We start from the raw sequence: 24,967 nt of genomic DNA, 5'->3' as shown, positions 1-24,967 counted from the left end.
GGAAAACCTGACCCAGCTGGAAAACCTGTACGTACAGGCAGTACGTACAGGTGTACACTAGCGGTTTTTCAACCCCCACTGACAGACGCGTCAACGAACGTCTGCAATCCACCAGAACCGTCCTGGAGACTTACGCAAGTGTCGACCTCTGCCTCTTCCCGTTCGCCTTTTTTTGGCACCATGCAGAAAATCCCCGGTGGATTGATGCTGGTGCCGCTGATCCTGGGTTCCCTGATCGGCACCTTTGCCCCTGATGCGCTGGCCATCGGCGGCTTCACCACCGCCCTCTTCAAGAACAGCGCCCTGCCGCTGATCGCCCTGCTGATCTTTGCGACCGGCACGCAGGTCAACGCCCGCACCGGCGGCCCCATCCTGGCCACCGCCGGCACCATTCTGCTGATGAAGACGCTGGTACCCGCCACGCTGATCATCATCCTGGGCAGCTACGTCGGCCTGGACGGCGTGCTGGGCGTGTCGATCCTGGCCTTGCTGGCCGCGTTCGACAACAGCAACGGCGGCCTGTGGCTGGCCTACACCGGCCAGTACGGCGATGCGCGCGACCGTGGCGCCTACGTGGCCAGCGCCGTCAACGACGGCCCCTTCTTCAGCCTGTTGTTCCTGGGGGCCTCGGGCCTGGCCGACATTCCGATGATTGCCCTGGTGGCGGCGCTTGTGCCGTTCCTGCTGGGTGTCGTGGTCGGCAACCTGGACCCCAAGTGGCGCGACGTGCTCAAGCCCGTGCCCAACATCGTCATCCCGTTCTTCGCCTTCGCACTGGGCACCGGCATCAACCTGGGCGCGGTCGTCAGCGGCGGCATCAGCGGCCTGATCCTGGGCCTGATCATCAGCCCGATTACCGGCGGCCTGGTCTACCTGGGCTATCGCATGATCCTGCGCCGTGGCGGCAAGAGCGGCCTGGGGTTTGCCGCGGGCACGACGGCCGGCAACGCCATCGCCACGCCCGCCGTGGTGGCCGCCGCCGACCCCAACTTCCAGCAATACGTGTCCACTGCCACCGCGCAAGTGGCCGCCTGCGTGTTGATCAGTTCCATCCTGGCTCCGATCCTGGCGTCGTACTTCCTGAAGCGCGCCGGTGAATTGAAGTCCGAGGACGCGGACGCAACCCGCGCCACGCCGACGTTGGGCGAGGCGCGCGGAGAGGCGCTTTGACCCCCACCATCGCCATCGTCGCCGATGACCTGACCGGCTCGGGCGACACCGCGGTGCAGTTCGTGCGCGCCGGCTGGAGCACGCACCTGTCCATTGGCGGCGCCGAGGAAGCGTTGTCCGGCCCCGCGACGGCCGGCGTCGAAGTGCTGGCGGTGACGACCAACAGCCGCGCCCTGCCCGCCGCCGACGCCGCCCGCGTCATCGACCAGAACGTGCGCCAGCTGCGCGCGGCCGGTGTGTCCCGCCTGTACAAGAAGGTGGACTCCACCTTGCGTGGCGCCTTCAAGGCCGAGATCGACGCGGCGCGCCTGGCCTGGGGACCGGACACGGTGGCGGTGATCTGCCCCGCCTTTCCCGCCACCGGCCGCACCGTTGAAGAAGGCGTGCTGATGGTGAACGGCAAGCCGGTTACCGAAACGTCCGCCGCGACGGACCCGGTCACCCCCGTCACCGAAAGCCATATCCCCACGTTGCTGGGCTGCGCCCACGTCGCGGCGCAAGACGGCGACACGCCGGAAGCGCTGGCCGCACGCATCCGCGAAGCGGGCCACACCGTGGTGGTGGACGCCGCCACGGACGCCGATCTGGAACGGCTGGCGCGCGCCATCGGCTTGCTGGGCGTACACGCCCTGCCCGTGGGCGCGGGCGGCCTGGCCGTGCCGCTGGCCCGAGTGTGGGCCGGTGCGGACCAGACGGCGCCCGTCGTCGTCGTGGTCACGTCGCAGCACAGCGCCGCGCGCGCGCAAGCCGCTGCGCTGAACGCGTCGGGCGCCGACACCTGGACGCCCACGTTGCAACAACTGGCCGACGACGCCGCCTGGCAGGCCTGGACGCAACCGCTGTTGCAAGCCCACGCCAAGGCGCCGGCCGAAGCCGGCACCGTGCTGCTGCTGGCGCCCGAAGGCCAGCTGGACGGCCTGGATTCCGAGAAAGTCGCCGAACGGCTGGGCAGCCTGGCGGCGCGGTTGATCACCGCATCCCGCGCGGCGGGCGTGGTGGCCACGGGCGGCGACGGCGCGCGCAGCGTGCTGGTGGCGCTGGGCGCGCGCGGGATCGCGCTGGTGGATGAAGTAATGGGCGGCGTGCCTCTTGGCACGTTGACCGGGGGCATGGCCGCCGGCCTGCCCGTGGTGACCAAGGCCGGCGGCTTTGGCACCGAAGACGTACTGGTTCGCGCCGTGCGCGCGATCCGCGACAGGAGATTCAAGCGATGACACAACCTCAACCGAACAAGCTGCCGCTGCTGGCCGTCACCCTGGGCGACGTGGCCGGCATCGGGCCGGAAATCACGGCCAAGATGCTGATGGGCCATGACGAACTGCGCCAGAAGGCCCGCCTGCTGGTGGTCGGCGATGTGGACGTGATGGTCAACGCCGTGCGCGGCCTGGGCGGCGACCCCGCCATCGTGCGCAAGCTGGACCGCGCGGCCGACTGTACCAATGCCCCCGGCACGATCGAAGTGTTGCAGGCCGGCCCGTCGCTGGCCCACGTCAAGCTGGGTGAAATCAGCGCCGACGCGGGCGACGGTTCCGTGCGTTTCGTGACCACGGCGTGCGCCCTGGCGCGCGCCGGCGAAGTCGACGGCATCGTCACCGCGCCGCTGAACAAGGCTGCGATGCACGCCGCCGGCCACAAGTGGCCCGGTCACACCGAACTGTTGGCGCACGAGTTCGGCGTCAAGACGTTCTCGCTGGTGCTGTCGGCCGGCGACCTCTACATTTTCCACGCGACCACGCACGTATCGCTGCGCCAGGCCATCGACGACCTGACGCCCACGCGCATGCGCGCCGTGCTGCGTTTGGCCGGCTCGTTCGCCAAGGCGCTGGGCCGTGGCGACCAACCCGTGGCCGTGTCGGGCCTGAACCCGCACGCCGGTGAGAACGGCATCTTCGGCAGCGAAGACGCCGACATCCTGGCGCCCGCCGTGGCGGAAGCCAACGCGGCTGGCATCCTGGCCGCCGGCCCGATTCCCGCCGACGCCCTGTTCCCGCAAGCCGTGCGCGGCAAGTGGCAATTCGTGATTGCCTGCTATCACGACCAAGGGCACGCACCGTTCAAGGCCGTGTATGGTGATGACGGCGTCAACATCACCGTCGGCCTGCCCGTGGTGCGCGTATCCGTGGACCACGGCACCGCGTTCGACATCGCGGGCAAGGGCATCGCGCGCGAAGACAGCCTGATCCTGGCCGCCGAACGCGCCGCGCACCTGGCCCCGGGCTGGACGCATGTATGGGAAACTGCGCGGGCACAAACCGGAGGTTGATTTTCATGGCGCCCGCCACGCACGACGCACTGCCCGTTCTTGATCGCTCTGGCGATATCCCGCTGCACGCCCAGGTGGCGGCCTTGTTGCGGGGCTTCATCCGGACGAACAAGCTGGCGGCGGGCGCCGTGCTGCCCAGCGAAGCCGCGCTATGCGAACGCTTTGGCGTTGCGCGCAGCGTGGTCCGCCAGGCGCTTGCCGCACTGGCGGCAGAAGGCTTGATCCAGCGCGAAAGTGGGCGCCCGGCAACGGTTGCCGCGCCGCGGGAACATCGCCGGCTGGTGCAGCGGTCCACCGGGCTGTACGAACAATTCGCGCAGTCCGGCGTGGCGTTGCAGACCCGCGTGCTGGCGTTCGCGCGGGCCGAGCCGCCCGCCGACGTCGCGGCCTTTTTCGGCACCACGCAATTACTGATGCTGGAACGCTTGCGCCATGTGGCCGACGCGCCGCTGGCGTATGTGCGTACGTGGCTGCCGGCAGACGCCGTGCCCGGCCTGCGCGCCGACGACCTGGCCGACGCTTCCCTGCATGGCGTGTTGACGCGCCGCTTCGGCTTGCGCCCCGGCGCGGGCCGCAACCAGATCCGCGCGGTCGCCGCCGACGCCAAGCTTGCCAAGCTGCTGCACACACAGACCGGCACGCCGCTGCTGATGTTGCAGGGCCAAGGCATGGACCAGCACGACCGTCCCCTGGAATGGTTCACCACCTGGCATCGCGCCGAACAACTGGTGTTCGACGTGGACGTCAGCATGGGCCACGAAAGCGTGCATCCGCGCTTGCAGGAGACACCGGCGGAACGGGCTGAAACGGCCGAAATGGCCAAGCCGACCAACTCGGTCAACCCGGCCAAGCTGGCCCACCCGGCCTTCACGCCCCTGACCCCGACACCGGAAGACACGACGTCGCCCCACGATTCCCTGGCGCGTGCGCAGGCGCTGGTTGCCGAGCTCTCGGCCGAGCTGGCCCGGCTGCGCGGCCAGGCCTGACCGCAGCCCTACAGCAAGCCGCACATCAGCGCCGCGCCAGATGCGGTACGCGCGCACTATCGGCCAGCAGCCGCCGCATGGTGACGATCATTGCCGGGTTGGCGAGGCTGGCGCAAAGGTGATCGCGGGCTAAGCGTGGTCTGGCAACCGTTTCTGGCGTGGGCGCTGATCGGCAGTGTGTTGTTCACCTTGCCGTTGAAGCGCTTTCGCAAGACTCTCAGCCAGATGGCGTGAGGCCCTGCGCCCGGGGATCTGATGAATCACGCGTGCTCGGGCTTGCGTGCAACCATGCCGGCCAACGCCTTGCGGTCCACTTTGCCCACCGCGTTTTCCGGCAACCGCTCAACCCAGAACACGTCGCGCGGTACGTAAATCCGGCCCAGCCGGGACAGCACTTCCGCTTGCAGCGCGGCGGCTTCTTGCTTGCCGGCCGTGGCATCGGCCTTGGGTTGCGCGAAGATCACCGGCACTTCGCCCAGGTCATCGTCCGGCGCGCCCACGACGCAGCACGCGGCAACAAAGGGCAGCCCCGTCACCACGCCTTCGATCAAGGCAGGCGAAATGTTCTCGCCGCCACGAATGATCACGTCTTTGATGCGGCCGGTGATGCTCAGGTAGCCCGCGTCGTCGAAGCGTCCCAGGTCGCCGGTGCGCAACAGCGTCGGCGCGCCATCGGCGCCGTTGTCCACGCCCAGGTAACCCAGCATCAGGCTGTCGCCCGCGATGCAGATTTCGCCCTCGCCGCCCGGCGCGGCTTCGGCGCCGTCCGGCAAGCGCAGCGTGACGCTTTGGCCGGCCAGCACGGTGCCGACCGAGCCTACGCGGCGGGCGTTGGGCGGGTTCATGGTGGACGTGCAGGTGGCCTCGGAAAGCCCGTAGGACACCACCAGCGGGCAGCCCAGGAACGCTTCGATGCGCCGATGCAGCGCTTCGGTGATCGGCGCCGACCCGCAGCGCGCGAAACGCAGGCCGGCCAGGCTGGCGGCATCAAAGTCCAGTTCCAGCATGCGGGCGTACATCGTGGGCACGCCGGTGATGATGGTGGGACGGAAGGTGCGCAGCAAGCCCGGCATGTCGTCGGCGCGAAAGCGGCCGGCCAACGCCACGCTGGCGCCCGCCAGCAACGGCGCGAAAATCTGATTATTCAAGGCGTTGGTGTGATGCAGCGGCATCACGTGCAGCAAGCGGTCGTCGGGCGTCAGTCCGGTATGCGCCAACACACCGCGCGCGTTGTTGGCCAGGCCCCGGTGGCTGAGCAACACGCCCTTGGGGTTGCCGGTGCTGCCGGAGGTGAATAGCAACAGGCCAGGCGCATCGGGAGAGATCCGGCCCGCGCATCCGAGCACCGACGCGTTGTCCGAACGCGCGGGATGTGCCGGGCGAGCCACGTCCGCCCCGGTTGCCCGGTCCGCCCAGGTTGCCACGTCCGCGACTTCCGCCACGTTTGCCACGTCGGCCGCGCTTGCCACGCTTGCCGCCTTCAGCACCCGTGCCGCAGGCAGACTGCTGGCCGCCGCCGTCGCGGTATTGGGTTCGTCGTGCAGCAGCCACGTCAGGCCCACCGCCGCCACGCGGCGTGCCGTTTCCTCGGCCGACAACCGAGGTTCCAACGGGCAGGGGCAAGCCCCCGCCGCCATCACGCCCAGTATCGTCAACACCTGTTCCAGCGACCGCTCCATGGCGATGGCGACATAGCTGCCCGGCGCCACGCCCGCCGCGCGGACGCTATCCGCGATGCGCGCGACGCGCTGGTGCAGGTCGGCATACGTCAGGGTCGTGTCGGCCGTGACGATGGCGGCGCGCGACGCCCATTCCGGCTGGCGCCACGTACGCGCAAACGCCGCTACCAGCGTCGGTTCGGCAAGAGTCATGGCGGCCTCTCCTAGCGCAGCGCGACGGCGGCGTCGCGTTCAAACTGGCCATCGGCGTCAAGCTCGCGCAGCGCGCGCGCCTCGGCGGCGGTCGGCGGTTCCGTGGGCGCCGCGCCGGTCGCGTCGAACTCAAAGCCGGTGCGCTCGCGCACTTCCGACAGGCTGGATTCCGGATGCCAGGATTGCAGCGCCAGCCGCCCGTCGCGCTTGATGAACACCGCGATGGGCGTCACCACCCCATGAAAGCCGCCCCACGACGTCATGAAGTCCAGTTTGGGCACGAAGGTGCGCCGCGAATGTTCCGTGCGCCACGTGCACGCGCGCTTGGCCGTGGGCAGCATCACCGCGCCTCCGCCGCCGCCCGGCAAGCGCACCTTGGGCGCGTGCCAGTCGCCGATGCAGGAATTATTGGCGCAGCCCGCGCCGTCGATCTGCGCCGCGCCCAGAAAAGTCAGGTCCATGCGGCCGCGCGTGCACAGGTCGTAGAAGTCTTCGTTCGAGAAGATCGACGCGGTGTGCTCGGCCAGCACCGGGTCGGAACTGGAAATGGGAATGTGCGACGGGCGCGGGTTCACGCCGCCCGCCACGTTGATGTAGACGAAGTCCCAGTCGTAGGCCCGCTTGGTCAGCAGGCATGCCAGCATCGGCATGGTGGAATTGACGCCGCTGAAGGTGATTTCATCCGGCCGGATGAAGCGCGCCAGGTTCGTCACGATGTAGGAAAAGCCCGACCACTGTTCAGCCATGATTGCCCCCTTGTGCTTCGGGCGCGGCGGCCAGATGCGCTTGTAGATCGCTGTTCTTGTCCATGTAGGCTTCCACCGCCGGATAGTCGATGGCGTAGTCGGGCCAGCACGACCCGGGCCACGCGCTGCCTGGCGACACGGCGTAGGCCTGCACCATGAAGTACGGCACCAGCGTGGATTCCGGTTGGGCTTCGAACACGGCGCTGTCGACCAGCTTTTCCGCCACCACCAGCACGCTGCCCGCCGCGCGCGACATGATGCGGTCCCAGTGCGCGGTGCCGTGCACGCGCACATTGCCCAGCGCGTCCACCTCCGACGCCTGGATTACCGCGAAGTCGGGGCGAATTGCAGGCACCACATACGTTTTCTGGTCGCTGCCGTAAGGGTCGTCCAGGCAGGCCCAGCCGTTCAGTTCCGGCAGGCCGCTGCCGTGCAGGCCGCCGCAGGGTTGAAACGGCACGCCGAACGCCGCCGCCCGCAAGCCTGCCGTGAGGCTGGCGCAAGCGTGTTCTTCCAGTTCAATCTGGCGCTGTTCCACCGCCCGGCGATACCACGGCGCCAGGCCGAAGTTGCCTTCCATGGCAACGATGCCCGCGCGCACGCGGCGCAGCACGCCGGCACGGCACAGAATGTCCACGTCATAACCGGGCGACTGCTTGACCAGTTCCAGGTCGCGCTTGCCTTGTCGGATCAGTTCGCGCACGAATGCGAACGGCCCGCGATGCAGAAAGCTGCCGCCCAGCGCGATGGACGCGCCATCGGGCACCAGCGCGGCCAGTTCGGCCACCGTGCACTGCTTGTTCTTTTGGTTGAATCCCGAAGCCATTGTCTTCCTCTCCCTTGCTGGTTCGTGTGGCCTTAGCGCGCTTGCAGGTAAGCCGCCACGCGGTCCTTCAAGCCGGGCGCGGCCGCCGAACGCACCAGGCGAGCCAGGTCGGCGTCGGGCGTTTCCCGCGACAGCGCGGCGTACAGCTGAATGCGGCTGGCATCGGTCAGCGCGGCCGCCGTATCCGCCGCCTGCTGTTCAATATCGGCCCATTCCTCGGCCACGGCCAGGCGCGTCGCAAAGCCATCGCGCAGCGCCTCTTCGGCGTTGAACGTGGCGGCCTGTTCCAGCACCGCCCGGGCGCGCTCTGCGCCCACCAAGGCGGCAAAGCGGCGCGTGCCGAGCACCAGCCCGAACTTCAGCCCGGGCATGCGGAAGGTTGCGTCCGGCGCGCTGATGCGCCACTTGCAGGCCCCGAACAGGTCCACACCCGCGCCAAAGTTGCGGCCGTGCGCCAGCGCCACCGTCAGGCACGGTGAGGCGGCCAGGCGTTGCAGCAGGGTTTCGATGCGCACAAAGCGCAGCAGCAGGTCACCTTCGCTTTGCGTCTGCCAATCGCCAAAGTCAAAGCCCGCGCTGAAGTTCTTGCCTTCGCCCTTCAATACGATCAGCTTGGCGCCCTGCGCCTCGGCGTCGTCCAGCGCGGCGATCAGCGCATCCACCAGATCGGCGGACAACGCATTCATTTTTTCAGCGCGCGTCAGCGTCAGCACATGGTGCGCGCCCTGCTTGTCGATACGCAACACGCCGCTCATGCCGGCACCCCTTTCTTGGCCGCGCGCAACGCGCCCAGCACTTCGTCGTTGTGCTCGCCCAGCGCGGGCGGTCGCCGGCGCAGCGCCGTCGTCTGACCATCAAAGCGCACGGGCAGGCCGAAGGTTCGCGTCTGTACGCCGTTAGGCAATTCCACGGGCTGCACCCAGCCCATGTGTTCCACCTGCGGGTCGGCCAGCACTTCGGAATAGGTGTTGATGGGCGCGCACGGCACGCCGGCCGCGCGAAACCGCGTCAACCAGGTCTGTGCGTCTTCGGTGGCGAAGATGGCTTCCAGGATCTCGCGCAGGTCGGTCTGGTGGCGCGCGCGCGCACTGGTGTCGGTATAGCGCGGGTCGGCCAGCAGGTCGTCGCGGCCAACGGTGGCGCATACGCTTTTCCACAAGGCCTGGTTGCCGGCCGCCATGCCGAAATAACCGCCCTTGCAGCGAAACGCCTGATACGGTGCGTTGCGCGGATGGGCCGAGCCCAGCTTGACCGGGTCTTTGCCGCTGCCGAAAAATTCCGACGTCTGCAACGCGGCAATGCCCAGCGTGGCGCCCAGCATCGGCACATCGATATGCGTGCCCTGCCCGCTGGCTTGCGCCGCGCGCAACGCCGACGCAATGGCAAACGCGCCATACAGCCCGGCCGAAAAGTCGGCCACCGGTACGCCGCATTTCACGGGTTCGCCACCGGCCTCGCCGGTCACGCTCATGATGCCGCTCATGGCCTGGATGGTCAGGTCGAAGCCGCCTTCCTGCGAGCGCGGGCCGGATTGGCCGTAGGCCGAGATCGAGCAATAGACCAGCTTGGGATTGGCCTCGCGCAATTGGGCATAGCCCAACCCCAGGCGGTCCATTACACCGGGCCGGTTGTTTTCGATCAACACGTCGACGCTCTGCGCCAGTTCGCGCGCCAGGGCCAGGTCGGCGGGGTCTTTCAGGTTCAGCGTCACCGACTTCTTGTTGCGGTTCAGCGACGCGAAGTTTTCGCTATAGCCATTGGAAATCGGCGGCCAGCTGCGCAGCGTGTCGCCGCCCTCGGGGTTTTCAACCTTGATGACGTCGGCGCCCATATCCGCCAACAACATGCCGCAGAAGGGTCCCGCCGCGACGTTGCAAATTTCAAGCACGGTGATGCCGGCCAGTGCCGAACTGGGTGTCATGTCTGACCTCTCATTATGAAAATTCAATATTTGGGATGCAAAAAATAATATAAGAGCGCGGCTTTCGTCGATGGCATGATGCCTGTCACCCGATACCCAGCGCCAGCTTTCCGCATGTTTCCTAGTGCAATCCCTAGGTGCTGCGCTTAATTGTTGACCAGCATATCACCGTGTGGAATTCTACGTAAACCATCTTTTGGAATACGAGTCCTATATTTTAGGATTTATAAAAATGAGCCGCAGCGGTGCCTGGCACGGTCAACACGGGCCGGTACACGTCTGACGGTTTGGATCACACCAAGGAGAGACATTCATGAAGCAGACATGGCGCATTGCCCTGGCTGGCGCGGTCCTGGCGTTTGCCGCCGGCCCGGCCCAAGCCCAAACCTGGCCGGCCAAACCGGTACGCATGGTTGTGCCCTTTCCGCCGGGCGGCGCCACCGATGCCGCGGCCCGCATCTATGCGCAGCATCTGGGTGATTTCCTGGGACAGGGCGTGGTGGTGGAAAACAAGGCGGGCGCGGGCGGGGAAATCGGCGCGGAATACGTCGCCAAGTCCGCCCCCGACGGCTACACGCTACTGATGGGCGCGGTGGGCAGCCATGCCATCCACGCAGCCATGCCCGACAAACCGGGTTACGACTTCGCCACCGCCTTCGTCGGGGTGTCCATGGCCACCAGCATGCCGATGGCAGTGGCCGTGAACAGCAAGGTGCCCGCCAACAACGTGCAGGAATTGATCGCGCTGGCCAAGAGCAAGCCGGGCACTATCACGTTCGGCTCGGCCGGCCCCGGCACCTCGCAGCACATGGCGGGTGAGCTGTTCCAGGTGGTGACCGGCACGCGCTTGATGCACGTGCCGTATCGCGGCAGCGGTCCCGCCATTACCGACTTGCTGGGCGGCCAGATCGACATGGTCATCGAAACCCTGCCCGCCCTGCTGCCCCAGGTGGCCAGCGGCAAGATCCGCCTGTTGGGCGTTACCACCGCCAAGCGCGCCACCGCGCTACCCGACCTGCCCACGTTGATGGAACAAGGCGTGAAGGATTATTCCGTGGCAACCGCCTACGCCTTGCTGGCGCCCGCCGGCACGCCGCCCGACGTCGTGGACAAGCTGTCGGCCGGCATGCAGAAAGCCGCCGCCATGGCCTCGGTGCAGCAGGCCGCATTGAAGCTGGGCGCGGACGCGGTGGCCACATCGCCCGCCGACACCAGCCGTGTGCTGAAGCAGGAAGTGGCGCGCTGGGGCGACGTGGTGCGCATGTCGGCCGCCAAATGAGCCACGCCCACACGGAGTTGGGCGCGGTGAAGCTGAGGGTTGATCCGGGTATCGATGCGGGAATGCCGGTCGATGTTGCCATCGTGGGCGGCGGCTCGGTCGCCGTCAGTTTCCTGTACCAGCTGCTGTTGTCCTGGCAAGCGCAAGGCCTGCCGCGCCCGCCGTCGCCGTCCCTGTCCGTATCGCTTTCCGTATCGCTATTTGAACCGCAGGCGGAACCCGGCCCCGGCGGTGCCTATCAGGAAGACCTGCCCAGTAATCTGTTGAACATCCCCGCAGGCACTATGTCGGCGCGGGCGGATCATCGCCTGGACTTTGTCGAGTGGCTGCGCGCGCAGGACCCCGCGTGGTTGCGTGGATATGGCGTGACCGATATTCAGCCATCCGACTTTCTTCCCCGCCCGCTGTTCGGCGCCTATCTGCGCGCGGTCTACGCGCGCTGTCGGGACCTTGCACACGCACTGGGCATCGCGCTGGCTCACGTGCCCTGCCGCGTGCGGCGCGTGTCGCCACTGCCGAACGGCACGGTGTACGTCGAACCCGACGGCGCGCCCCCGTGCGTGGCCCGTTATGCCGTCCTGTGCAACGGCAACTTGCCATCGCAAGCCTTCCCCGCGCTGCACAACGCGCCGGGCTATTTCAACAGCCCCTACCCCGTCGCCGAACTGGCCGCCGGGATCCCACCCGATGCGTCCGTGTGCATTGTCGGCACCAGCCTTAGCGCGGTGGACGCCGTGGCGGCCTTGCAGCAAGCAGGCCATCGCGGCCCGCTCTTGTGCGTGTCGCGCAATGGCCGGCTGCCGTCGGTGCGCAGCCCGCACAACCAGCCCCCGGCGGCGCTGCGCCACCTTAGCCGTGAAGGCGCCGTGGCGCTTGCCATGCGGCATGGCGGCGCCCTATCGCTGGAAGTGATCGCGCAGGCTTTGCAGGATGAAGTGCGCGCCATGGGCGGCGCATTGGACGCCGATGAGATCTTCGGCCTGACCACCGACGCGGCAAGCGCGCTGGACGAAGAGATACGTCGATCGCTGCAAGCGGCACGGCCCTGGCAGGCCGTGGCCGCCGCCACCAATGCAGCGGTAGACGAAATCTGGCGCCTGCTGCCCGACACTGAGCGCCATCGTTTTCAATCGCGCTGGCGCGCGCTGTGGATGGCGCGCCGCGCCACCTTTCCCATGCGCAACGCCTTGAAGCTGCAAGCACTGTTCAAGACGGCGCAATTGCAAGTGCGCGCGGGCTTTATGGACTGCCACCATGACGCGGTCGGCGCTCAGTTCCATATCCGCTTCCGCGCCCCGGACGGCAGCGCCGTACATCGCAGCGATGTCCTCATCAACGCCACCAGCTTTTCGGTGGACGCCGCACGCACGGACGATGCGCTGGTGGCCGGCTTGCTGCGCGACGGCCATGCGGTGTCGGACGCGTTTGGCGGGTTGGCGCTGGACTTCGACACGGGCTGCGTCAGGAACGCGCAGGGCGCGGTGTGGGAACAGGTGTCGGTGTTGGGCAGCCTGGCAGGCGGCACGTATTTCTGGACCACGTCCATGGATGTGAACGCACGCCTGGCGCGCGACCAGGCCGCGCGCATCGCCGCGGCGCTGCCGGCGCGCGTGGGCGCTACTGATCCAGATAACCGCGCCGGTAACCCATCCCTTGCGAAATGGACTGCGCACAGGCCGACACATCCGGCGCCAGCTGCTTCATCCTGGCCGCGCTAAGGCGGTCAAGCGGGCCCGAGATGCCCACCGCCGCCACCGCCTGGTCCAGGCTGTTGAACAGGGTCACCGCGAGGCCGCCCACGCCCTCGCGCCATTCGCCGCGGTTCACGGCATAGCCGGCGCGCGCGATCTTGCGCAGCTCGTCTTTCAGCAGGGGCATGGAAACAATGGTTGACGGCGTGTGGCGCACCAATTGCTCGGCATAGCGCTCGACATAGCCTTCGGGCTGATAGGCCAGCAGCGCCTTGCCCGTGGCCACCGCATAGGCGGGCGCGCGGCCACCCACCATGGAATAGGCGCGTATCGGTTGCGGGCTGTCGATCTTGTCCACGTAGACCACATCGAATCCGTCCAGCACCGACAGGTGCACCGTCTCGCCCGTCTGGTCCGCCAGCGTGCGCATGAACGGCGCGGCCAGCTTGCGCACGTCCAGCTGTGCAAGCTGGCGTGCGGCCAATTCAAACAGACGCACCGCGCCACGGTAGCCGCCGCCGTCGTCGTCCTTGATGACGTAGCCGGCGTGGATCAACGTTTGCAGCGTGCGGTGGGTGTTGCTGCGGGTAAGGCCGACCCGCGCGGCCAGGGCATCGATGGTGCGCGGCGGATTGTCCACGTCGGTCACCGCTTCCAATACCATCAAGCCCTTGAGCAGCGTCTTGTCCATCTTTGTATTTCCTAATATTTAGGACAGGAACATAGCACGGGCAGACACCACCGAACAACTTGCGTCGCGCGCGCTGCGGTCAGGCTTTCAACCCCGGGATGGTGGCGCGCACGGCGGCCGAGCGGTCCCAAAGGTTCGGCAGGCTGGGCGAGGAATAGCCGGACACAAAAGGCTTGGCCTGCCCCGTCTCAGGATCATAGACATGGCGCGACACCGCGCCGATGTTGCCGCCGTAGAGATGCACGCTGATCGAGACCTTGTCCGCGAACGCGTTCGACACGCGGTGGATGTCGCCCTGGGCGGGGTCCAGCCGTTCGATGTCGCCGGGGTGCAAGGTGGCGGGTTCGCCGGCGGGTACGATGCTGCCGTCGGCGTGGCGTACATAGCGCTGATTGATCTCGGCGCCGCGCAGCATGCCCACATAGCCCCACACTTCGTGGTCATGCACGGGCGTGGACTGGCCCGGCCCCCACACAAAGCTGACCAGCGAAAAACGTTCCAAGGGATCGCAGTGCAGCAGATATTGCTGGTAATACCGCGGATGCGGTGCGGTACAGGCGTCGGGCAACCAATCATCGTGGCGCACCAGATCGGCAAACGCCTCTTGCAAGGCGGTCGTTTGCGCCAAAGCGTCGGCGCCGGCCAGTCGGGTGGCAGTGGCGATGAAGCGGCGAAGCCGGTCCAGGCCGGCGGCGGATTCAGGCATTGCGGGTCTCCAGTGCATGGGGAAATCCCAGATGAGAAAAGCAGTATCCATCATTCGGGATGCATGCGCACGCGCGCATCACAGAAGCACATTACAGCGACACATCGCAGCCCGCGCTTGACAGGCAGGCGCCCCCGCGCGCAGCGTATCGAACTGTTCTCAAGGTTTGAAATGAAAAATACGCATCACGATATTCCGCCTGCCCTGATCGAGGCATTGCGCAACGCGCAGCGCGTCGTTGCGTTCACCGGGGCAGGGGTGTCGGCGGAAAGCGGCATTGCGACCTTTCGCGATGCGTTGACCGGCTTGTGGTCGCGCTTTGACGCGCAGGCGCTTGCCACGCCGCAGGCCTTTCGCAAGCATCCCGACATTGTCTGGGGCTGGTATGAATGGCGCCGCGCGCAAGTGCTGCGCGCCGCGCCCAATGCCGCGCACTACGCCATCGCCGCGCTGCAACGGCACGTGCCCGCGCTGACGGTCATCACCCAGAACGTGGACGATCTGCACGAACGCGCGGGGGCCACGCAGGTGGTGCATCTGCACGGCAGCCTGCACGCCCCGCGCTGCTCGGCGTGCGGCGCCCCCTATGCCTTCGACGACAGCGTGGCGACGGACAGCCTCGCGACCGACACGTCCGCGGCGGGGTCTTCGGCCGCGCACACCCACGCCGCCGGCAACACCGACGAAGGCCGCCGCATCCCCCCGCCCGGCTGCACGCAGTGCGGCGCGCCCGTGCGCCCGGGGGTGGTGTGGTTTGGCGAAAGCTTGCCGTCGGACGCCTGGGGCACCGCGATACGCGCCGCGCAGCAATGCGACTTGCTGTTCAGCATCGGCACGTCGGCGCTGGTGTACCCCGCCGCTGAGCTGCCGCAGCGCGCGCTGGCCGCCGGCGCGACGGTCGTGCAGGTCAATCCAAACGCCACACCGCTGGACGCGCACGCGCACTGCAATCTGCATGGCGCCGCCGCCGACCTCATGCCGCGCGTGCTGGCGGCCGCCTTCGACCCACGCGATGACGGGTTCAAGAGCGGTCACGCACCGTGAACATTTGTGAGCATCTTTACGTTGAAGATCGAGTAGAAACGAACTAGCCACAACAGCCGAGGGGAAACCCCAAATCTCACCGTTTTGCCACCGGGCTACAGTGGCAGGCGTGGCTTTGACCGTGGAGATCATCATCCCTTTTTCCTGGAGACTTCCCGACGTGTTCGTGCGTTCATCCGACGGCGCATTGCACCGTGTGGTGCGGCACGCCACCACCACGGAAACCATTGCCAAACTTGAGAGCGTTCCCAGCAATTACCACCTGGATTGCGAGTGCATGCTCGATAACGGCGAAGCAATCTCCTGGATCGGCAATGATCAGTATCGGCAAACCAACGGCGGCGCTATATTCACCGCAGAACCCGATGTCACAACGCCCCGAGGCGAACCCCGGAAAAGCGGCGCCGCCAAGCGCAATGTGCTCGGCCCCGAGCCGGCAGGCCCGCACCGCAGACTGGCCGTCGGACACAAGCCATTACCGCTAGCGGTCGTCAACTTAAAAACCGGCAACGATTGGAGTCTGATACGCGCGTGGCGCGAGCACCTCAATATCACTACCGCTGATATGGCTGCCCGGCTTGGCGTGGATCATTCCATATACATTGAACTGGAAAGGCCACGACCCCGCCCGCGGCAGATAGTGCTGGATCGCATCTCCGAGGCGCTGGGCGTGTCACCCGACCAACTTGATGATTCTTTGTTTGGAGGCCGCCTTCGGTAGCACCGCAAACGCGCCACGCGCGCATGCGCCGCAACACGAAGAAGCGCCCACAAGGCTTTGCCGCCGCAACACCGACGGCCCCTGGAGGTACTGAGTATGCTCGGCACCGCAAGACGATTGGCCGATGTGCTTGTCACATCCCCCGACGGCACCCTGTACCGCATCGAACGCTTCGTTGCGGACCTGGAGGCATATTCCGCGCTGGGCACCTCGCGCTTCGATCCCAAGACGCACTGTATCTGCCGGACAAGTTCGGGCGAGCAGGTCACGTGGCTGGGTGGGCAGGCGTATCAGATGATCAAGAACGGTATTTCATTGACCGCGGTGGACCGGCGACGAGGCCGTTAAAAGGCTGCCAGGAAGCCGGCAAGAGGCGCCCTGCCTGGGGTGCCGGCAACTATCGTGTGTAGCGTTCGACCAGAAAGTCCACAAAGGTGGTCAGCTTCGGCAGCGCCTGCCTGTCCTTCTGGTACAGCAGCGTAATGGGCCGCGCGGCGGGCCAATACGGTTGCAGGATCGGCACCAGCCGGCCAGCGCGCATATCCTCATTGAGCAACAGCTCGGGTTGCAACACCACGCCAAAGCCCGCCAGTGCGGCCTGACGCAGCGCCTGCCCGTTGTTCGACACAAAGCGGCCCGTGGGGTAACCGGCCTGGCTGCCGTCGTCCCCTGACAGCTGCCAGCCCGTGCGGCGGCTCCAGTACGAGAAATCCAGGCATTGATGCTGCATCAGGTCGTCGGGCGTGGTGGGCGTGCCATAGCGGTCCAGGTACGCGGGCGCGGCACAGATCACCATCTGGTAGCGTCCGATCGTGCGCGCGACCAAACCGGAATCGACCGGCTCGCCGATGCGCACCGCCACGTCGTAGCGGGCGGCCACAATGTCTTCCACCATGTCGCTGAGCACCAGCTCGACACTCACGTCGGGATACACGGATAGATAGTCGGCAATGGCTGGCGTCAACGCCAGCGAACCGAAGGTCACCGTGGACGTAATGCGCAGATGCCCGCGCGGCGTCAGCCGCAAGGCCTCGGCGCCCTGCTCCGCGTTGCGGATGTCTTCCAGAATGGTCTTGCAGCGCGCGTAATACGCCTGGCCCGCTTCGGTCAGGCTTTGGCGGCGCGTGGTGCGGTTCAACAGGCGCAGGCCCAATCGCGATTCCAGCGCCTTGACGTGCTTGGCCGCCATGGCCGCCGACATTTCGTGCCGCGCCGCCGCCGCGGTCAGGCTGCCCAGCTCAACGACCGCCACGAAAACTTCCATGCTGAGCAAGCGATCCATGTATTACGCACCCGGAGTGTGAAGTGTTTGCACCATGAGCGGATTTTTCCATGGATATCGAAAAGCGAGAATGCCTCTATGCACTGGCACGACGCCAGCGCTTTGCAAATGCCAACCAAACAACGGGCACGGCCCGGGGGCTTCCATGAAAATTATCCTGATCGGCGCAACCGGCACCATCGGCCGCGCGGTTGCCGAAGAGCTTGGCCAACGCCACGACATCATCGCCGTGGGCAACACCAGCGGCCAGTACCACGTGGACGTAACGCGCAGCGACAGCATCCGCAACCTGTTCGAACGCGTGGGCAAGGTCGACGCCATTGTCTCGACCACCGGCGCGATGCACTTCGGCCCGCTGGCCGAGATGACGGCCGAACAATTCAAGATCGGCTTGCACAACAAGCTGCTGGGTCAGGTTGACGTGGCGCTGATCGGGCAACACTACTTGAACGCGGGCGGATCCATCACGCTGACCAGCGGCATCGTCAGTGACGAACCGATCCGGTATGGCGCGAACGCATCGGCGGTGAACTCCGCCATCGACGGCTTCGTGCGTGGCGCGGCGATAGAGCTGCAAGGGTTGCGGATCAACTCGGTCAGCCCGACGGTGTTGCAGGAATCCATGCAAGCCTACGGGCCGTATTTCCCGGGCTTTGAAGCGGCGCCCGCCTCGCGGGTGGCGCTGGCCTATCGCCGCAGCGTGGAAGGCGCGCAGACGGGCCGGGTGATAAGGGTCTGGTGATACGTGGAGATCCGGGCCTGGCGAGCCGGGTCTGGTGATCCGCCCCGGACAAAACAAAAGCGGCTTGATGGATGACCATCAAGCCGCTTCGTTTTCTTGCCATGCCTTGGCGCTGTGGCGCTTTGGCGGAACCGCGATCGCCGTGCTTCTCGCCGTGCTTATCGCCGTGCTTATCGCACTGCTTTTTGCATTGCTTTTCGCATTGCTTTTTGCATTGCTTTTCGCATTGCCATCACGTGTTCGATATAAGTTGGTGCGCCCGGCAGGATTCGAACCTACGACCCCCTGGTTCGTAGCCAGGTACTCTATCCAGCTGAGCTACGGGCGCCCCGAAAGAGGCGTGTTTATAACATGGAAAAACCGCATCGTGCAAATCGGTGCGGAAAAATGCGCTTGGGCGCCGGTCGGGGCAAGGCTTCGGTGCACCATAGCTTGCTTCACATCAAGGAACGCGGCGCGGGTGCGCAGTACGCTGAAATTACAGTGCACTGCACTGCACTTCTCTTCGCGCACACGCACCGGCCGCCTGTCCCGGCATGCTGCGGACGACACTGCGATGGCGTTTCCCTGATGAGGCACGGCATGGCCAAGAAATTCCCGATGCATCCCAAGCACCCCGAACGGGTTTGCTGGGGCTGCGATCAATACTGCGCATCCGACGCCATGAAATGCGGCAACGGTTCCGACCGCACGATGCACCCCGCCGAACTGTTGGGTGACGATTGGGCAAGCGTAGGGGACTGGGGCTTTGAAGAGGAAAGCAAAGCAGCGTCGGCGCAAAACAAAAAGGCCTTCGATCAATGATCAAAGGCCTTTCCATTTTCTTTGTTCGGCGCTTCAGTGTGACGTGAAACTTGGTGCGCCCGGCAGGATTCGAACCTACGACCCCCTGGTTCGTAGCCAGGTACTCTATCCAGCTGAGCTACGGGCGCTCCGACAAAGAGGCAAAATTATATCAGAACAATTTCACCATTTTTACTGCTTCTGCTTTTTTTTCTAAGTTTTTTTGAAGTTTTTTTGCCGGATTTCGCGAAAAGAATTCGCTACGTCCTAGAAGCCGGTCCTACAAAACAAACCGCTCTAAAAAAACTTGGTGCGCCCGGCAGGATTCGAACCTACGACCCCCTGGTTCGTAGCCAGGTACTCTATCCAGCTGAGCTACGGGCGCGTCAAAAAGCAAGCCTTGAATAATAGCGTTGTTTCAGAAAACGTGCAAGTCGGGGCATCGAAATATCGCATTGCGGCGCGGCTTGGATACGGCAGCGATTGCCATCGCGATCGTGCACCCACGCCGCCGGAAAGCACTATCCTAGTGGCCGCTTCCATTGCCTCCCTTATCTCTTGGCCGTCATCGTGAAACACCTGCTGGTAAGTCTGGACAAGCTGCACGACTTCGATGAAATCATCGACGTACGCTCGCCGCTTGAATACGCCGACGATCACATCCCGGGCGCCATCAACGCGCCCGTGCTCAGTAATGAAGAACGGGTACAGGTTGGCACGCTGTACCGCCAAGCGTCGCCGTTCGAAGCGTCTCGACTGGGCGCCGCGCTGGTCGCCCGCAACATCGCCCTGCATCTGGAAACGCGCTTCGCCGACCGGCCGCAAGGTTGGCGCCCGCTGATCTATTGCTGGCGCGGAGGCAAGCGGTCTGGCTCTATGACGCTGATGTTCAACATGATCGGCTGGCGCGCGCGGCAGCTGGACGGCGGCTACAAAAGCTATCGCAGCGCTACGCTGCAAGCGCTGGCAACCTTGCCGGCGGCCTTGCACTGCGTGGTGCTGGTCGGCCCCACCGGCAGCGGCAAAACGCGCTTGCTGAACGCGTTGGCGCAGGCCGGCGCGCAGACGCTGGACCTGGAGCAACTGGCCTCGCACCGGGGCTCGTTGCTGGGCGCCCTGCAAGGCGTGGCGCAGCCTTCGCAAAAGCACTTCGACACACTGCTTGCCGCGCGCCTTCGTGCCCTGAACGCATCACAACCCGTGTTTGTTGAAGCAGAGAGCCGCAAGATCGGCGCCGTCGAATTGCCGCCCGCCTTGCTGCAAGCCATGCATGACGGCGTATGCATCAACGTGGCATCCACGCGCGAAGACCGCGCCGCTTTCCTTCAACAGGATTACGCGCAGCTGTTCGAAAACCCGGAATGGTTGAAAGCCCAGCTGCAACGCATGTTGGGCCTGCACAGCCGCGAGGTGATCCAGGGTTGGCAGCAGATGGTGGACGACGGCCGCCGCATCGATCTGGCGCGCGAACTCATCGACCGCCACTACGACCCCGCCTACGCGCGCAGCAGCCACGCGCAATACAAGCGCCTGGCGCAAGCATTGCCGATGCCGTTCAGGCCGAACGATGCGGATGTCGTGGAGCAGGCGCGCGCGCTGCTATCCGCGCTGGAATGAAAAACGCGCTGACGATCAACGCGCACCAATGAAAAAAACCCGCAATCGATTTCGCGATTGCGGGTTTTTTAATTCAGCGCTGGTTGTTTAGCACCAGCGCCGAAGATCTGGCGGAGACGGTGGGATTCGAACCCACGATGCAGTTTTTAGCCACATACTCCCTTAGCAGGGGAGCCCCTTCAGCCTCTCGGGCACGTCTCCGAAAAGAGAACGAGATTCTAGCACGAATTTTTTGGTGCTTGCCCGCAAACGGGGCCATCAATCAAAAAAAAACGTACCGATCCGCTGCCTTTATTCCTTGGGGGCCGGCGCCTGGTCCAGGCCAAAGGCCTTGTGCAGCGCGCGCACGCCCAATTCCATGTACTTGTCGTCGATGATGACCGACGTCTTGATTTCGCTGGTGCTGATCATCTGGATGTTGATGCCTTCTTGCGAAAGCGTCTGGAACATCAGGCTGGCCACGCCCACGTGCGAACGCATGCCGATGCCGACGATCGAGACCTTGGCGACCTTCTCGTCGGTGGACAGTTCACGCGCGCCCACGGCGGGGATGACTTCGCGCTTGAGCAGGTCGACGGCACGCGCGAATTCGTTGCGATTCACGGTGAACGAGAAGTCGGTCGTGCCAGCCACGGACTGGTTCTGCACGATCATGTCGACATCGATGTTGGCGGCGGCGACCGGACCCAGGATGGAGAAAGCGATACCCGGTTTGTCGGGAACCGCCAGCAAGGTGATTTTGGCTTCGTCGCGGCTGAAGGCGATGCCGGAGACAACGGCGGCTTCCATTTTTTCGTCTTCCTCAAAAGTAATCAGCGTGCCCGAGACCATTTCTTCGTCGAGCGGAATGAGCGGGTCGGTCAGCGAGGACAGGACCCGGACCGGAACACGGTATTTGCCGGCGAATTCCACCGAGCGGATTTGCAGTACCTTGGAACCCAGCGAGGCCATTTCCAGCATTTCCTCGAAGGAAACGACGGCCATGCGGCGCGCTTCAGGCACCACGCGCGGATCGGTCGTGTAGACGCCGTCCACGTCGGTGTAGATCAGGCATTCGTCGGCCTTGATGGCGGCGGCCACGGCCACGGCCGAGGTATCCGAACCACCACGGCCCAGCGTCGTGATGTGGCCTTCGGGGTCGATGCCCTGGAAGCCAGTCACGATCACCACGCGGCCCGCGTCGAGGTCGCCGCGGATACGGGCGTCGTCGATGGAGCTGATGCGCGCCTTGGTGAAGGATGAATCGGTGCGCACGGGCACTTGCCAACCGGCATAGCTGCGCGCCGGCACGCCTTCGGCCTGCAACGCAATGGCCAGCAAACCGCTGCTGGCCTGCTCGCCGGTGGCGGCGATCATATCGAGTTCGCGGCTATCGGGCTGGGGCGAAATTTCGCGCGCCAGACCCAGCAGGCGATTCGTTTCGCCCGCCATTGCCGACGGCACTACAACAACCTGGTGGCCGGCGGCGTGCCACTTCGCGACGCGACGCGCCACGTTCCGAATGCGCTCGACCGAGCCCATCGAAGTACCGCCATATTTGTGAACGATCAGGGACATCTCGTACTCTGGCTGGACACCCGCCGCAAAGTGGTGACGGGCAAAACCATATATTCTAGCGCGGCGGTAAAAATTTGCTCAGTTTGAGGAAATTTATGTTCATTGCGCGGCTATTTTTCCGTGGATTCTTTCCAGAACGCCGGTTTATTTATTGCCGCGCTTCGATCCACACGCGCCCGCGATGGCAGCGCACCACATGGCCGGCCTGCTGCACTTGCAGCTGCCGGTCGTGCCCCAGGCTGTGCAGTTCGCGCAGCTGACGCAAGAGGTCGCGCAGGCGCGCGTCCGTGGGCATGCGCGCACCGTTTTGTTGCAGCCAGAAGCGCAGCACCTGCGACTGGCGCGGCGGCGACAATTCGCGCCACGCCTTCAATGAAAAGCTGGCGCCGTCGGGGCCGGGGTCCAGACGGGCCAGATCTTCGCGCGCGACTTCTTCCAGGATCTGCGCCGCTTCGGCCATGTGCGCGGCGTGCCGCGCGACGATGGCGCGCCAGCCGGGCCAGCGCTTGTCCAGCACGGGCGCCAGCAATTCGCGCACGGCGGCGCGGGTGTAGCGGGGATCTGCGTTGGTGGGGTCTTGTACGGGCTGCCAGCCGCTCGCTTGCCGCACGGCGTCGGCGGCAAGCAGGATCGTCGCGCGGTCCTGCGCAAGCCAGGGGCGCACATAGGTGATGCCGTCGCGTTGCAAGACCGGGGACATCGCGGCCATGCCGAGCAGGCCGGTGCCGCGCAGCAGCCGCAGCAAAACGGTTTCGGCCTGGTCGTTGCGGTGATGCGCCAGCAGAACGTGAGTCGCGCCTTCTGCCTGCGCCAGCCGCGCCAGCGCCGCGTAGCGGGCATCGCGCGCGGCGGCCTCGATGCCCTTGCCCGCCGCTTGCTCGACCTGGACGCGCGCTTCGTGCACCGGCAGGCCCAGCAAGGCGCCCAGGGCATGCACTTGCCTGCCCCATTCGTCGGCCGCGTCCTGCAAGCCGTGATGCACATGCAAAAGCGACAGGCCGATGCCAAGGTCATGCGCAACAGCCGCCGCGTGCACGGCCAGCATGGCGGAATCGGCGCCACCGCTCAAGGCGACGGCAAGGCGGGCGGGTCGCGCGGGCAACGCCTGCAAGGCGTCTCGCAACGCCGCGATCAACGCGGGCGATTTCGGCAGCGCAACCGTTGACGCCGGTCGCCCTGCCGCCGACACCGACGCCTTGGCGCGCAACACCGTTTCCCGAACTGTCGACGCCGACGACGCAGCGGACGGCACCGCGCCCTTTTCCGTCGACACCGAAGGCGCTGCGGACGCGCAATGCGACACGCCCGACTCGGCCTGGTCGGGCGTGTCGGGCGTGGGGTGCGCGTTCATGATTTTGGGCGCGGGCAGCGCGGCCGTGGCGCCGGCGTACCAGCCGGCGCCGTTGCCTGCGCTACGCGCGCACTTCCGTATAAGCGCCGTAGGACAGCAAGCGTTGCACACGCTGTTCAACGAGCTGTTCGGGCGTCATGCCTTGCAGTTGGCGCAGGGCATCAGCCAGCGCGCGGCGCAGCAAGCGCGCCATGACGCGCGGGTCGCGATGGGCGCCGCCCACCGGTTCATTGACGACGCGGTCAACCAGGCCCAGGTCTTTCAGGCGCGGCGCGATGATGGCCAGCGCTTCGGCGGCATCGGGCGCCTTGTCGGCGCTGCGCCACAGGATCGACGCGCAGCCTTCGGGCGAGATCACGGCGTAGGTGGCGTATTGCAGCATCAACACGGCGTTGCCCACGGCAATGGCTAGCGCGCCACCGGAACCGCCTTCGCCGATGATCGTGCAGATCACGGGCACTTTCAGTTCGGCCATGGCGTACAGGTTGTGGCCGATGGCTTCGGACTGGCCGCGCTCTTCGGCGCCGATGCCGGGATAGGCGCCGGGGGTGTCCACGAAGGTGAACACGGGAACGCCGAATTTCTCGGCCAGGCGCATCAGGCGCAGGGCCTTGCGATAGCCTTCCGGACGCGGCATGCCGAAGTTGCGCGCGGCGCGTTCCTTGGTGTCGCGGCCCTTTTGGTGGCCGATGACCATGCAGGGCGTGCCGTTAAAGCGGGCCAGACCGCCGATGATGGATTGGTCGTCGGCGTACATGCGGTCGCCGTGCAGTTCGTGGAAGTCGGTGAACATTTCGCGCACGTAGTCCAGCGTGTAAGGACGCTGGGGGTGGCGGGCGACAAGCGCCGTCTGCCACGGCGTGAGCTTGGCGTAGATCTCCTTGGCCAAGGTCTGGCTCTTTTGCTGAAGACGCCCGATCTCGTCGGAGATGTCTACCGCAGAATCGGCCTGCACATAGCGCAGCTGCTCGATCTTGTTTTCAAGTTCGGCCAGCGGCTGTTCAAATTCCAGAAATGTATTGCGCATGTAGTGTGGTTCCGTAGATGGGCTGCCTGGTGTGCATCAGTATTGAACCGGTGTCGGTTCCAGACTGCGCCATAGATACCAGGTCGCCACGGTACGCCAGGGCTGCCACGCCAGCGAGACTTCGCGAGCCTCGAAGCGCGAGACAGGCTCGCCACTGAAATAGTGTAGTGAGATTGCCTTGAGCAACCCTGGATCATCCAGCGGCAGGACGTCAGGCCGCTGTAGATTGAAAATCAAAAACATCTCCGCCGTCCAGCGCCCAATGCCCCGGATGGCGACCAATTCAGAAATAACCGCTTCGTCGTCCATGGCCGCCCACTTTTCAGGGTGGACGCGGCGTTCGCCGAAGTGCACGGCAAGGTCCAGCACGTACTCGGCCTTGCGCTGGGACAAGCCGGCGCGGCGCAGGCCATCGACGCCTACGCGCAGCACGGCCACGGGCGTGGGGCGCTTGCCGACGGCTTCGATGAACTTGGTCCAGGCGGCATCGGCCGCCTTGGTGGAGACCTGCTGCCCGATGATGGCGCGCGCCAGCGTCACGAACGGCGTGCCGCGCGACGTCAGCCACACTTCGGGGTGCTGGGGGATGACTTTTTTCAAGATGCGGTCGCGCCGCATCAGATGGGCGACGGCCGCTTCCCAATAATCAGGCTTGGGAATGTCGAGATCGGCGGTGGACATATCGGGCGTATC

At 65.5% G+C, this 24,967-nt stretch carries 24 protein-coding genes and 4 tRNA genes; 12 read left to right on the top strand and 16 right to left on the bottom strand.

The window, feature by feature from the left end; genetic code table 11:
* Nucleotides 1-180: 180 nt before the first annotated feature.
* The 4 genes from V6F88_RS20945 to V6F88_RS20930 are packed head-to-tail and all read left to right on the top strand — an operon-like array spanning nt 181 to nt 4,419.
* Nucleotides 181-1,170 carry a 2-keto-3-deoxygluconate permease gene (locus tag V6F88_RS20945; protein WP_332611924.1) on the top strand — a complete coding sequence of 330 codons (990 nt, stop codon included), beginning with the start codon at nt 181-183 and terminating at the stop codon, nt 1,168-1,170.
* A complete protein-coding gene (gene dtnK, locus V6F88_RS20940) occupies nt 1,167-2,384 on the top strand; it encodes a D-threonate kinase (protein WP_332611922.1) in 1,218 nt (405 codons plus the stop codon). The genes V6F88_RS20945 and dtnK overlap by 4 nt, the downstream gene beginning before the upstream one ends.
* Nucleotides 2,381-3,433 (top strand): 4-hydroxythreonine-4-phosphate dehydrogenase PdxA, encoded by a 1,053-nt coding sequence (gene pdxA / locus V6F88_RS20935; protein WP_332611920.1) that lies wholly within the window; start codon nt 2,381-2,383, stop codon nt 3,431-3,433. The genes dtnK and pdxA overlap by 4 nt, the downstream gene beginning before the upstream one ends.
* A gap of 5 nt (nt 3,434-3,438) precedes the next feature.
* Nucleotides 3,439-4,419 (top strand): GntR family transcriptional regulator, encoded by a 981-nt coding sequence (locus V6F88_RS20930; protein WP_332611918.1) that lies wholly within the window; start codon nt 3,439-3,441, stop codon nt 4,417-4,419.
* Between the two features lie 260 nt (nt 4,420-4,679).
* Here the strand turns inward: V6F88_RS20930 and V6F88_RS20925 are convergent, their stop codons facing one another.
* Genes V6F88_RS20925 through V6F88_RS20905 form a run of 5 tightly spaced genes read right to left on the bottom strand, consistent with a single transcriptional unit; the run spans nt 4,680 to nt 9,783 of the window.
* Entirely contained in the window at nt 4,680-6,290 is a 1,611-nt protein-coding gene (locus tag V6F88_RS20925; RefSeq protein WP_332611916.1) for a class I adenylate-forming enzyme family protein, read from the bottom strand.
* 11 nt (nt 6,291-6,301) lie between these two features.
* Nucleotides 6,302-7,036, bottom strand: a complete 735-nt coding sequence (locus V6F88_RS20920; protein WP_332611914.1) for a CoA-transferase subunit beta — start codon at nt 7,034-7,036, stop codon at nt 6,302-6,304.
* Nucleotides 7,029-7,862, bottom strand: coding sequence for a CoA transferase subunit A (locus V6F88_RS20915; RefSeq protein ID WP_332611912.1), 834 nt, complete (start codon nt 7,860-7,862; stop codon nt 7,029-7,031). Before V6F88_RS20915 ends, V6F88_RS20920 begins: the two co-directional genes overlap by 8 nt.
* Nucleotides 7,863-7,894: 32 nt before the next feature.
* Nucleotides 7,895-8,617: an enoyl-CoA hydratase/isomerase family protein gene (locus V6F88_RS20910; RefSeq protein WP_332611909.1), complete on the bottom strand. Its 723-nt coding sequence runs from the start codon at nt 8,615-8,617 to the stop codon at nt 7,895-7,897.
* Complete coding sequence (locus V6F88_RS20905) at nt 8,614-9,783, bottom strand: CaiB/BaiF CoA transferase family protein (RefSeq protein ID WP_332611907.1); 1,170 nt, start codon at nt 9,781-9,783, stop codon at nt 8,614-8,616. Before V6F88_RS20905 ends, V6F88_RS20910 begins: the two co-directional genes overlap by 4 nt.
* 313 nt (nt 9,784-10,096) lie before the next feature.
* Between V6F88_RS20905 and V6F88_RS20900 the strand changes: the two genes are divergently transcribed.
* Both V6F88_RS20900 and V6F88_RS20895 read left to right on the top strand, forming a co-directional pair.
* Complete coding sequence (locus V6F88_RS20900) at nt 10,097-11,062, top strand: Bug family tripartite tricarboxylate transporter substrate binding protein (protein WP_332611905.1); 966 nt, start codon at nt 10,097-10,099, stop codon at nt 11,060-11,062.
* Nucleotides 11,059-12,780, top strand: a complete 1,722-nt coding sequence (locus V6F88_RS20895) for an FAD/NAD(P)-binding protein (protein ID WP_332611904.1) — start codon at nt 11,059-11,061, stop codon at nt 12,778-12,780. Before V6F88_RS20900 ends, V6F88_RS20895 begins: the two co-directional genes overlap by 4 nt.
* Here V6F88_RS20895 and V6F88_RS20890 read toward each other — a convergent pair.
* Complete coding sequence (locus tag V6F88_RS20890; protein ID WP_120156392.1) at nt 12,680-13,444, bottom strand: IclR family transcriptional regulator; 765 nt, start codon at nt 13,442-13,444, stop codon at nt 12,680-12,682. The genes V6F88_RS20895 and V6F88_RS20890 overlap by 101 nt on opposite strands.
* A gap of 79 nt (nt 13,445-13,523) precedes the next feature.
* A complete protein-coding gene (locus V6F88_RS20885) occupies nt 13,524-14,150 on the bottom strand; it encodes a cysteine dioxygenase (RefSeq protein WP_332611902.1) in 627 nt (208 codons plus the stop codon).
* 171 nt (nt 14,151-14,321) lie between these two features.
* Between V6F88_RS20885 and V6F88_RS20880 the strand changes: the two genes are divergently transcribed.
* The 3 genes from V6F88_RS20880 (at nt 14,322) to V6F88_RS20870 (ending at nt 16,263) form a co-directional block, all read left to right on the top strand.
* Entirely contained in the window at nt 14,322-15,194 is an 873-nt protein-coding gene (locus tag V6F88_RS20880; protein ID WP_332611900.1) for an SIR2 family NAD-dependent protein deacylase, read from the top strand.
* 121 nt (nt 15,195-15,315) lie between these two features.
* Nucleotides 15,316-15,915 (top strand): helix-turn-helix domain-containing protein, encoded by a 600-nt coding sequence (locus V6F88_RS20875; RefSeq protein WP_332611898.1) that lies wholly within the window; start codon nt 15,316-15,318, stop codon nt 15,913-15,915.
* A 96-nt stretch (nt 15,916-16,011) separates the two neighbouring features.
* A complete protein-coding gene (locus V6F88_RS20870) occupies nt 16,012-16,263 on the top strand; it encodes a hypothetical protein (protein WP_332611896.1) in 252 nt (83 codons plus the stop codon).
* A gap of 49 nt (nt 16,264-16,312) precedes the next feature.
* Here the strand turns inward: V6F88_RS20870 and V6F88_RS20865 are convergent, their stop codons facing one another.
* Nucleotides 16,313-17,197 (bottom strand): LysR family transcriptional regulator, encoded by an 885-nt coding sequence (locus V6F88_RS20865; protein WP_332611894.1) that lies wholly within the window; start codon nt 17,195-17,197, stop codon nt 16,313-16,315.
* Between the two features lie 145 nt (nt 17,198-17,342).
* On the opposite strand from V6F88_RS20865, the gene V6F88_RS20860 reads away from it, so the two are divergent.
* Entirely contained in the window at nt 17,343-17,939 is a 597-nt protein-coding gene (locus V6F88_RS20860) for a short chain dehydrogenase (protein ID WP_332611892.1), read from the top strand.
* Nucleotides 17,940-18,190: 251 nt separating this feature from the next.
* Here V6F88_RS20860 and V6F88_RS20855 read toward each other — a convergent pair.
* Nucleotides 18,191-18,267 (bottom strand) — tRNA-Arg (locus V6F88_RS20855).
* 23 nt (nt 18,268-18,290) lie between these two features.
* Between V6F88_RS20855 and V6F88_RS20850 the strand changes: the two genes are divergently transcribed.
* Nucleotides 18,291-18,743, top strand: a complete 453-nt coding sequence (locus V6F88_RS20850; RefSeq protein WP_332611890.1) for a DUF3079 domain-containing protein — start codon at nt 18,291-18,293, stop codon at nt 18,741-18,743.
* A 51-nt stretch (nt 18,744-18,794) separates the two neighbouring features.
* Here the strand turns inward: V6F88_RS20850 and V6F88_RS20845 are convergent.
* Nucleotides 18,795-18,871, bottom strand: a tRNA-Arg gene (locus tag V6F88_RS20845).
* A gap of 159 nt (nt 18,872-19,030) precedes the next feature.
* Nucleotides 19,031-19,107, bottom strand: a tRNA-Arg gene (locus tag V6F88_RS20840).
* Nucleotides 19,108-19,292: 185 nt separating this feature from the next.
* Between V6F88_RS20840 and mnmH the strand changes: the two genes are divergently transcribed.
* Nucleotides 19,293-20,339, top strand: a complete 1,047-nt coding sequence (mnmH, locus tag V6F88_RS20835) for a tRNA 2-selenouridine(34) synthase MnmH (RefSeq protein ID WP_332611888.1) — start codon at nt 19,293-19,295, stop codon at nt 20,337-20,339.
* A gap of 108 nt (nt 20,340-20,447) precedes the next feature.
* Here the strand turns inward: mnmH and V6F88_RS20830 are convergent.
* The 5 genes from V6F88_RS20830 to V6F88_RS20810 form a co-directional block, all read right to left on the bottom strand.
* Nucleotides 20,448-20,540: transfer RNA gene (locus V6F88_RS20830), tRNA-Ser, on the bottom strand.
* Nucleotides 20,541-20,630: 90 nt separating this feature from the next.
* A complete protein-coding gene (locus V6F88_RS20825) occupies nt 20,631-21,896 on the bottom strand; it encodes an aspartate kinase (RefSeq protein WP_332611887.1) in 1,266 nt (421 codons plus the stop codon).
* Nucleotides 21,897-22,044: 148 nt separating this feature from the next.
* On the bottom strand, nt 22,045-23,247 hold the full coding sequence (gene tilS, locus V6F88_RS20820; RefSeq protein WP_442880369.1) for a tRNA lysidine(34) synthetase TilS: 1,203 nt from the start codon (nt 23,245-23,247) through the stop codon (nt 22,045-22,047).
* Between the two features lie 61 nt (nt 23,248-23,308).
* Complete coding sequence (locus V6F88_RS20815; RefSeq protein ID WP_046804158.1) at nt 23,309-24,274, bottom strand: acetyl-CoA carboxylase carboxyltransferase subunit alpha; 966 nt, start codon at nt 24,272-24,274, stop codon at nt 23,309-23,311.
* Between the two features lie 36 nt (nt 24,275-24,310).
* Nucleotides 24,311-24,955, bottom strand: coding sequence for a DNA-3-methyladenine glycosylase family protein (locus tag V6F88_RS20810; protein ID WP_104144233.1), 645 nt, complete (start codon nt 24,953-24,955; stop codon nt 24,311-24,313).
* Between the last annotated feature and the right edge of the window lie 12 nt (nt 24,956-24,967).

The organism is Achromobacter sp. ESBL13 (assembly GCF_036668755.1).
Classification (GTDB): domain Bacteria; phylum Pseudomonadota; class Gammaproteobacteria; order Burkholderiales; family Burkholderiaceae_B; genus Achromobacter.
The sequence above is the reverse complement of the archived record's forward strand: the minus strand, read 5'-3'. Positions and strand labels throughout refer to the sequence as shown.

Excerpts from the sequence above, each read along its gene's own strand:
- V6F88_RS20945 (WP_332611924.1), top strand. The coding sequence starts at position 181 with ATGCAGAAAATCCCCGGTGGATTGATGCTGGTGCCGCTGATCCTGGGT.
- pdxA (WP_332611920.1), top strand. The coding sequence starts at position 2,381 with ATGACACAACCTCAACCGAACAAGCTGCCGCTGCTGGCCGTCACCCTG.
- V6F88_RS20930 (WP_332611918.1), top strand. The coding sequence starts at position 3,439 with ATGGCGCCCGCCACGCACGACGCACTGCCCGTTCTTGATCGCTCTGGC.
- V6F88_RS20925 (WP_332611916.1), bottom strand. The coding sequence starts at position 6,290 with ATGACTCTTGCCGAACCGACGCTGGTAGCGGCGTTTGCGCGTACGTGG.
- V6F88_RS20920 (WP_332611914.1), bottom strand. The coding sequence starts at position 7,036 with ATGGCTGAACAGTGGTCGGGCTTTTCCTACATCGTGACGAACCTGGCG.
- V6F88_RS20915 (WP_332611912.1), bottom strand. The coding sequence starts at position 7,862 with ATGGCTTCGGGATTCAACCAAAAGAACAAGCAGTGCACGGTGGCCGAA.
- V6F88_RS20910 (WP_332611909.1), bottom strand. The coding sequence starts at position 8,617 with ATGAGCGGCGTGTTGCGTATCGACAAGCAGGGCGCGCACCATGTGCTG.
- V6F88_RS20905 (WP_332611907.1), bottom strand. The coding sequence starts at position 9,783 with ATGACACCCAGTTCGGCACTGGCCGGCATCACCGTGCTTGAAATTTGC.
- V6F88_RS20900 (WP_332611905.1), top strand. The coding sequence starts at position 10,097 with ATGAAGCAGACATGGCGCATTGCCCTGGCTGGCGCGGTCCTGGCGTTT.
- V6F88_RS20895 (WP_332611904.1), top strand. The coding sequence starts at position 11,059 with ATGAGCCACGCCCACACGGAGTTGGGCGCGGTGAAGCTGAGGGTTGAT.
- V6F88_RS20890 (WP_120156392.1), bottom strand. The coding sequence starts at position 13,444 with ATGGACAAGACGCTGCTCAAGGGCTTGATGGTATTGGAAGCGGTGACC.
- V6F88_RS20885 (WP_332611902.1), bottom strand. The coding sequence starts at position 14,150 with ATGCCTGAATCCGCCGCCGGCCTGGACCGGCTTCGCCGCTTCATCGCC.
- V6F88_RS20880 (WP_332611900.1), top strand. The coding sequence starts at position 14,322 with ATGAAAAATACGCATCACGATATTCCGCCTGCCCTGATCGAGGCATTG.
- V6F88_RS20870 (WP_332611896.1), top strand. The coding sequence starts at position 16,012 with ATGCTCGGCACCGCAAGACGATTGGCCGATGTGCTTGTCACATCCCCC.
- V6F88_RS20865 (WP_332611894.1), bottom strand. The coding sequence starts at position 17,197 with ATGGATCGCTTGCTCAGCATGGAAGTTTTCGTGGCGGTCGTTGAGCTG.
- V6F88_RS20860 (WP_332611892.1), top strand. The coding sequence starts at position 17,343 with ATGAAAATTATCCTGATCGGCGCAACCGGCACCATCGGCCGCGCGGTT.
- V6F88_RS20850 (WP_332611890.1), top strand. The coding sequence starts at position 18,291 with ATGGAAAAACCGCATCGTGCAAATCGGTGCGGAAAAATGCGCTTGGGC.
- V6F88_RS20825 (WP_332611887.1), bottom strand. The coding sequence starts at position 21,896 with ATGTCCCTGATCGTTCACAAATATGGCGGTACTTCGATGGGCTCGGTC.
- tilS (WP_442880369.1), bottom strand. The coding sequence starts at position 23,247 with ATGAACGCGCACCCCACGCCCGACACGCCCGACCAGGCCGAGTCGGGC.
- V6F88_RS20815 (WP_046804158.1), bottom strand. The coding sequence starts at position 24,274 with ATGCGCAATACATTTCTGGAATTTGAACAGCCGCTGGCCGAACTTGAA.
- V6F88_RS20810 (WP_104144233.1), bottom strand. The coding sequence starts at position 24,955 with ATGTCCACCGCCGATCTCGACATTCCCAAGCCTGATTATTGGGAAGCG.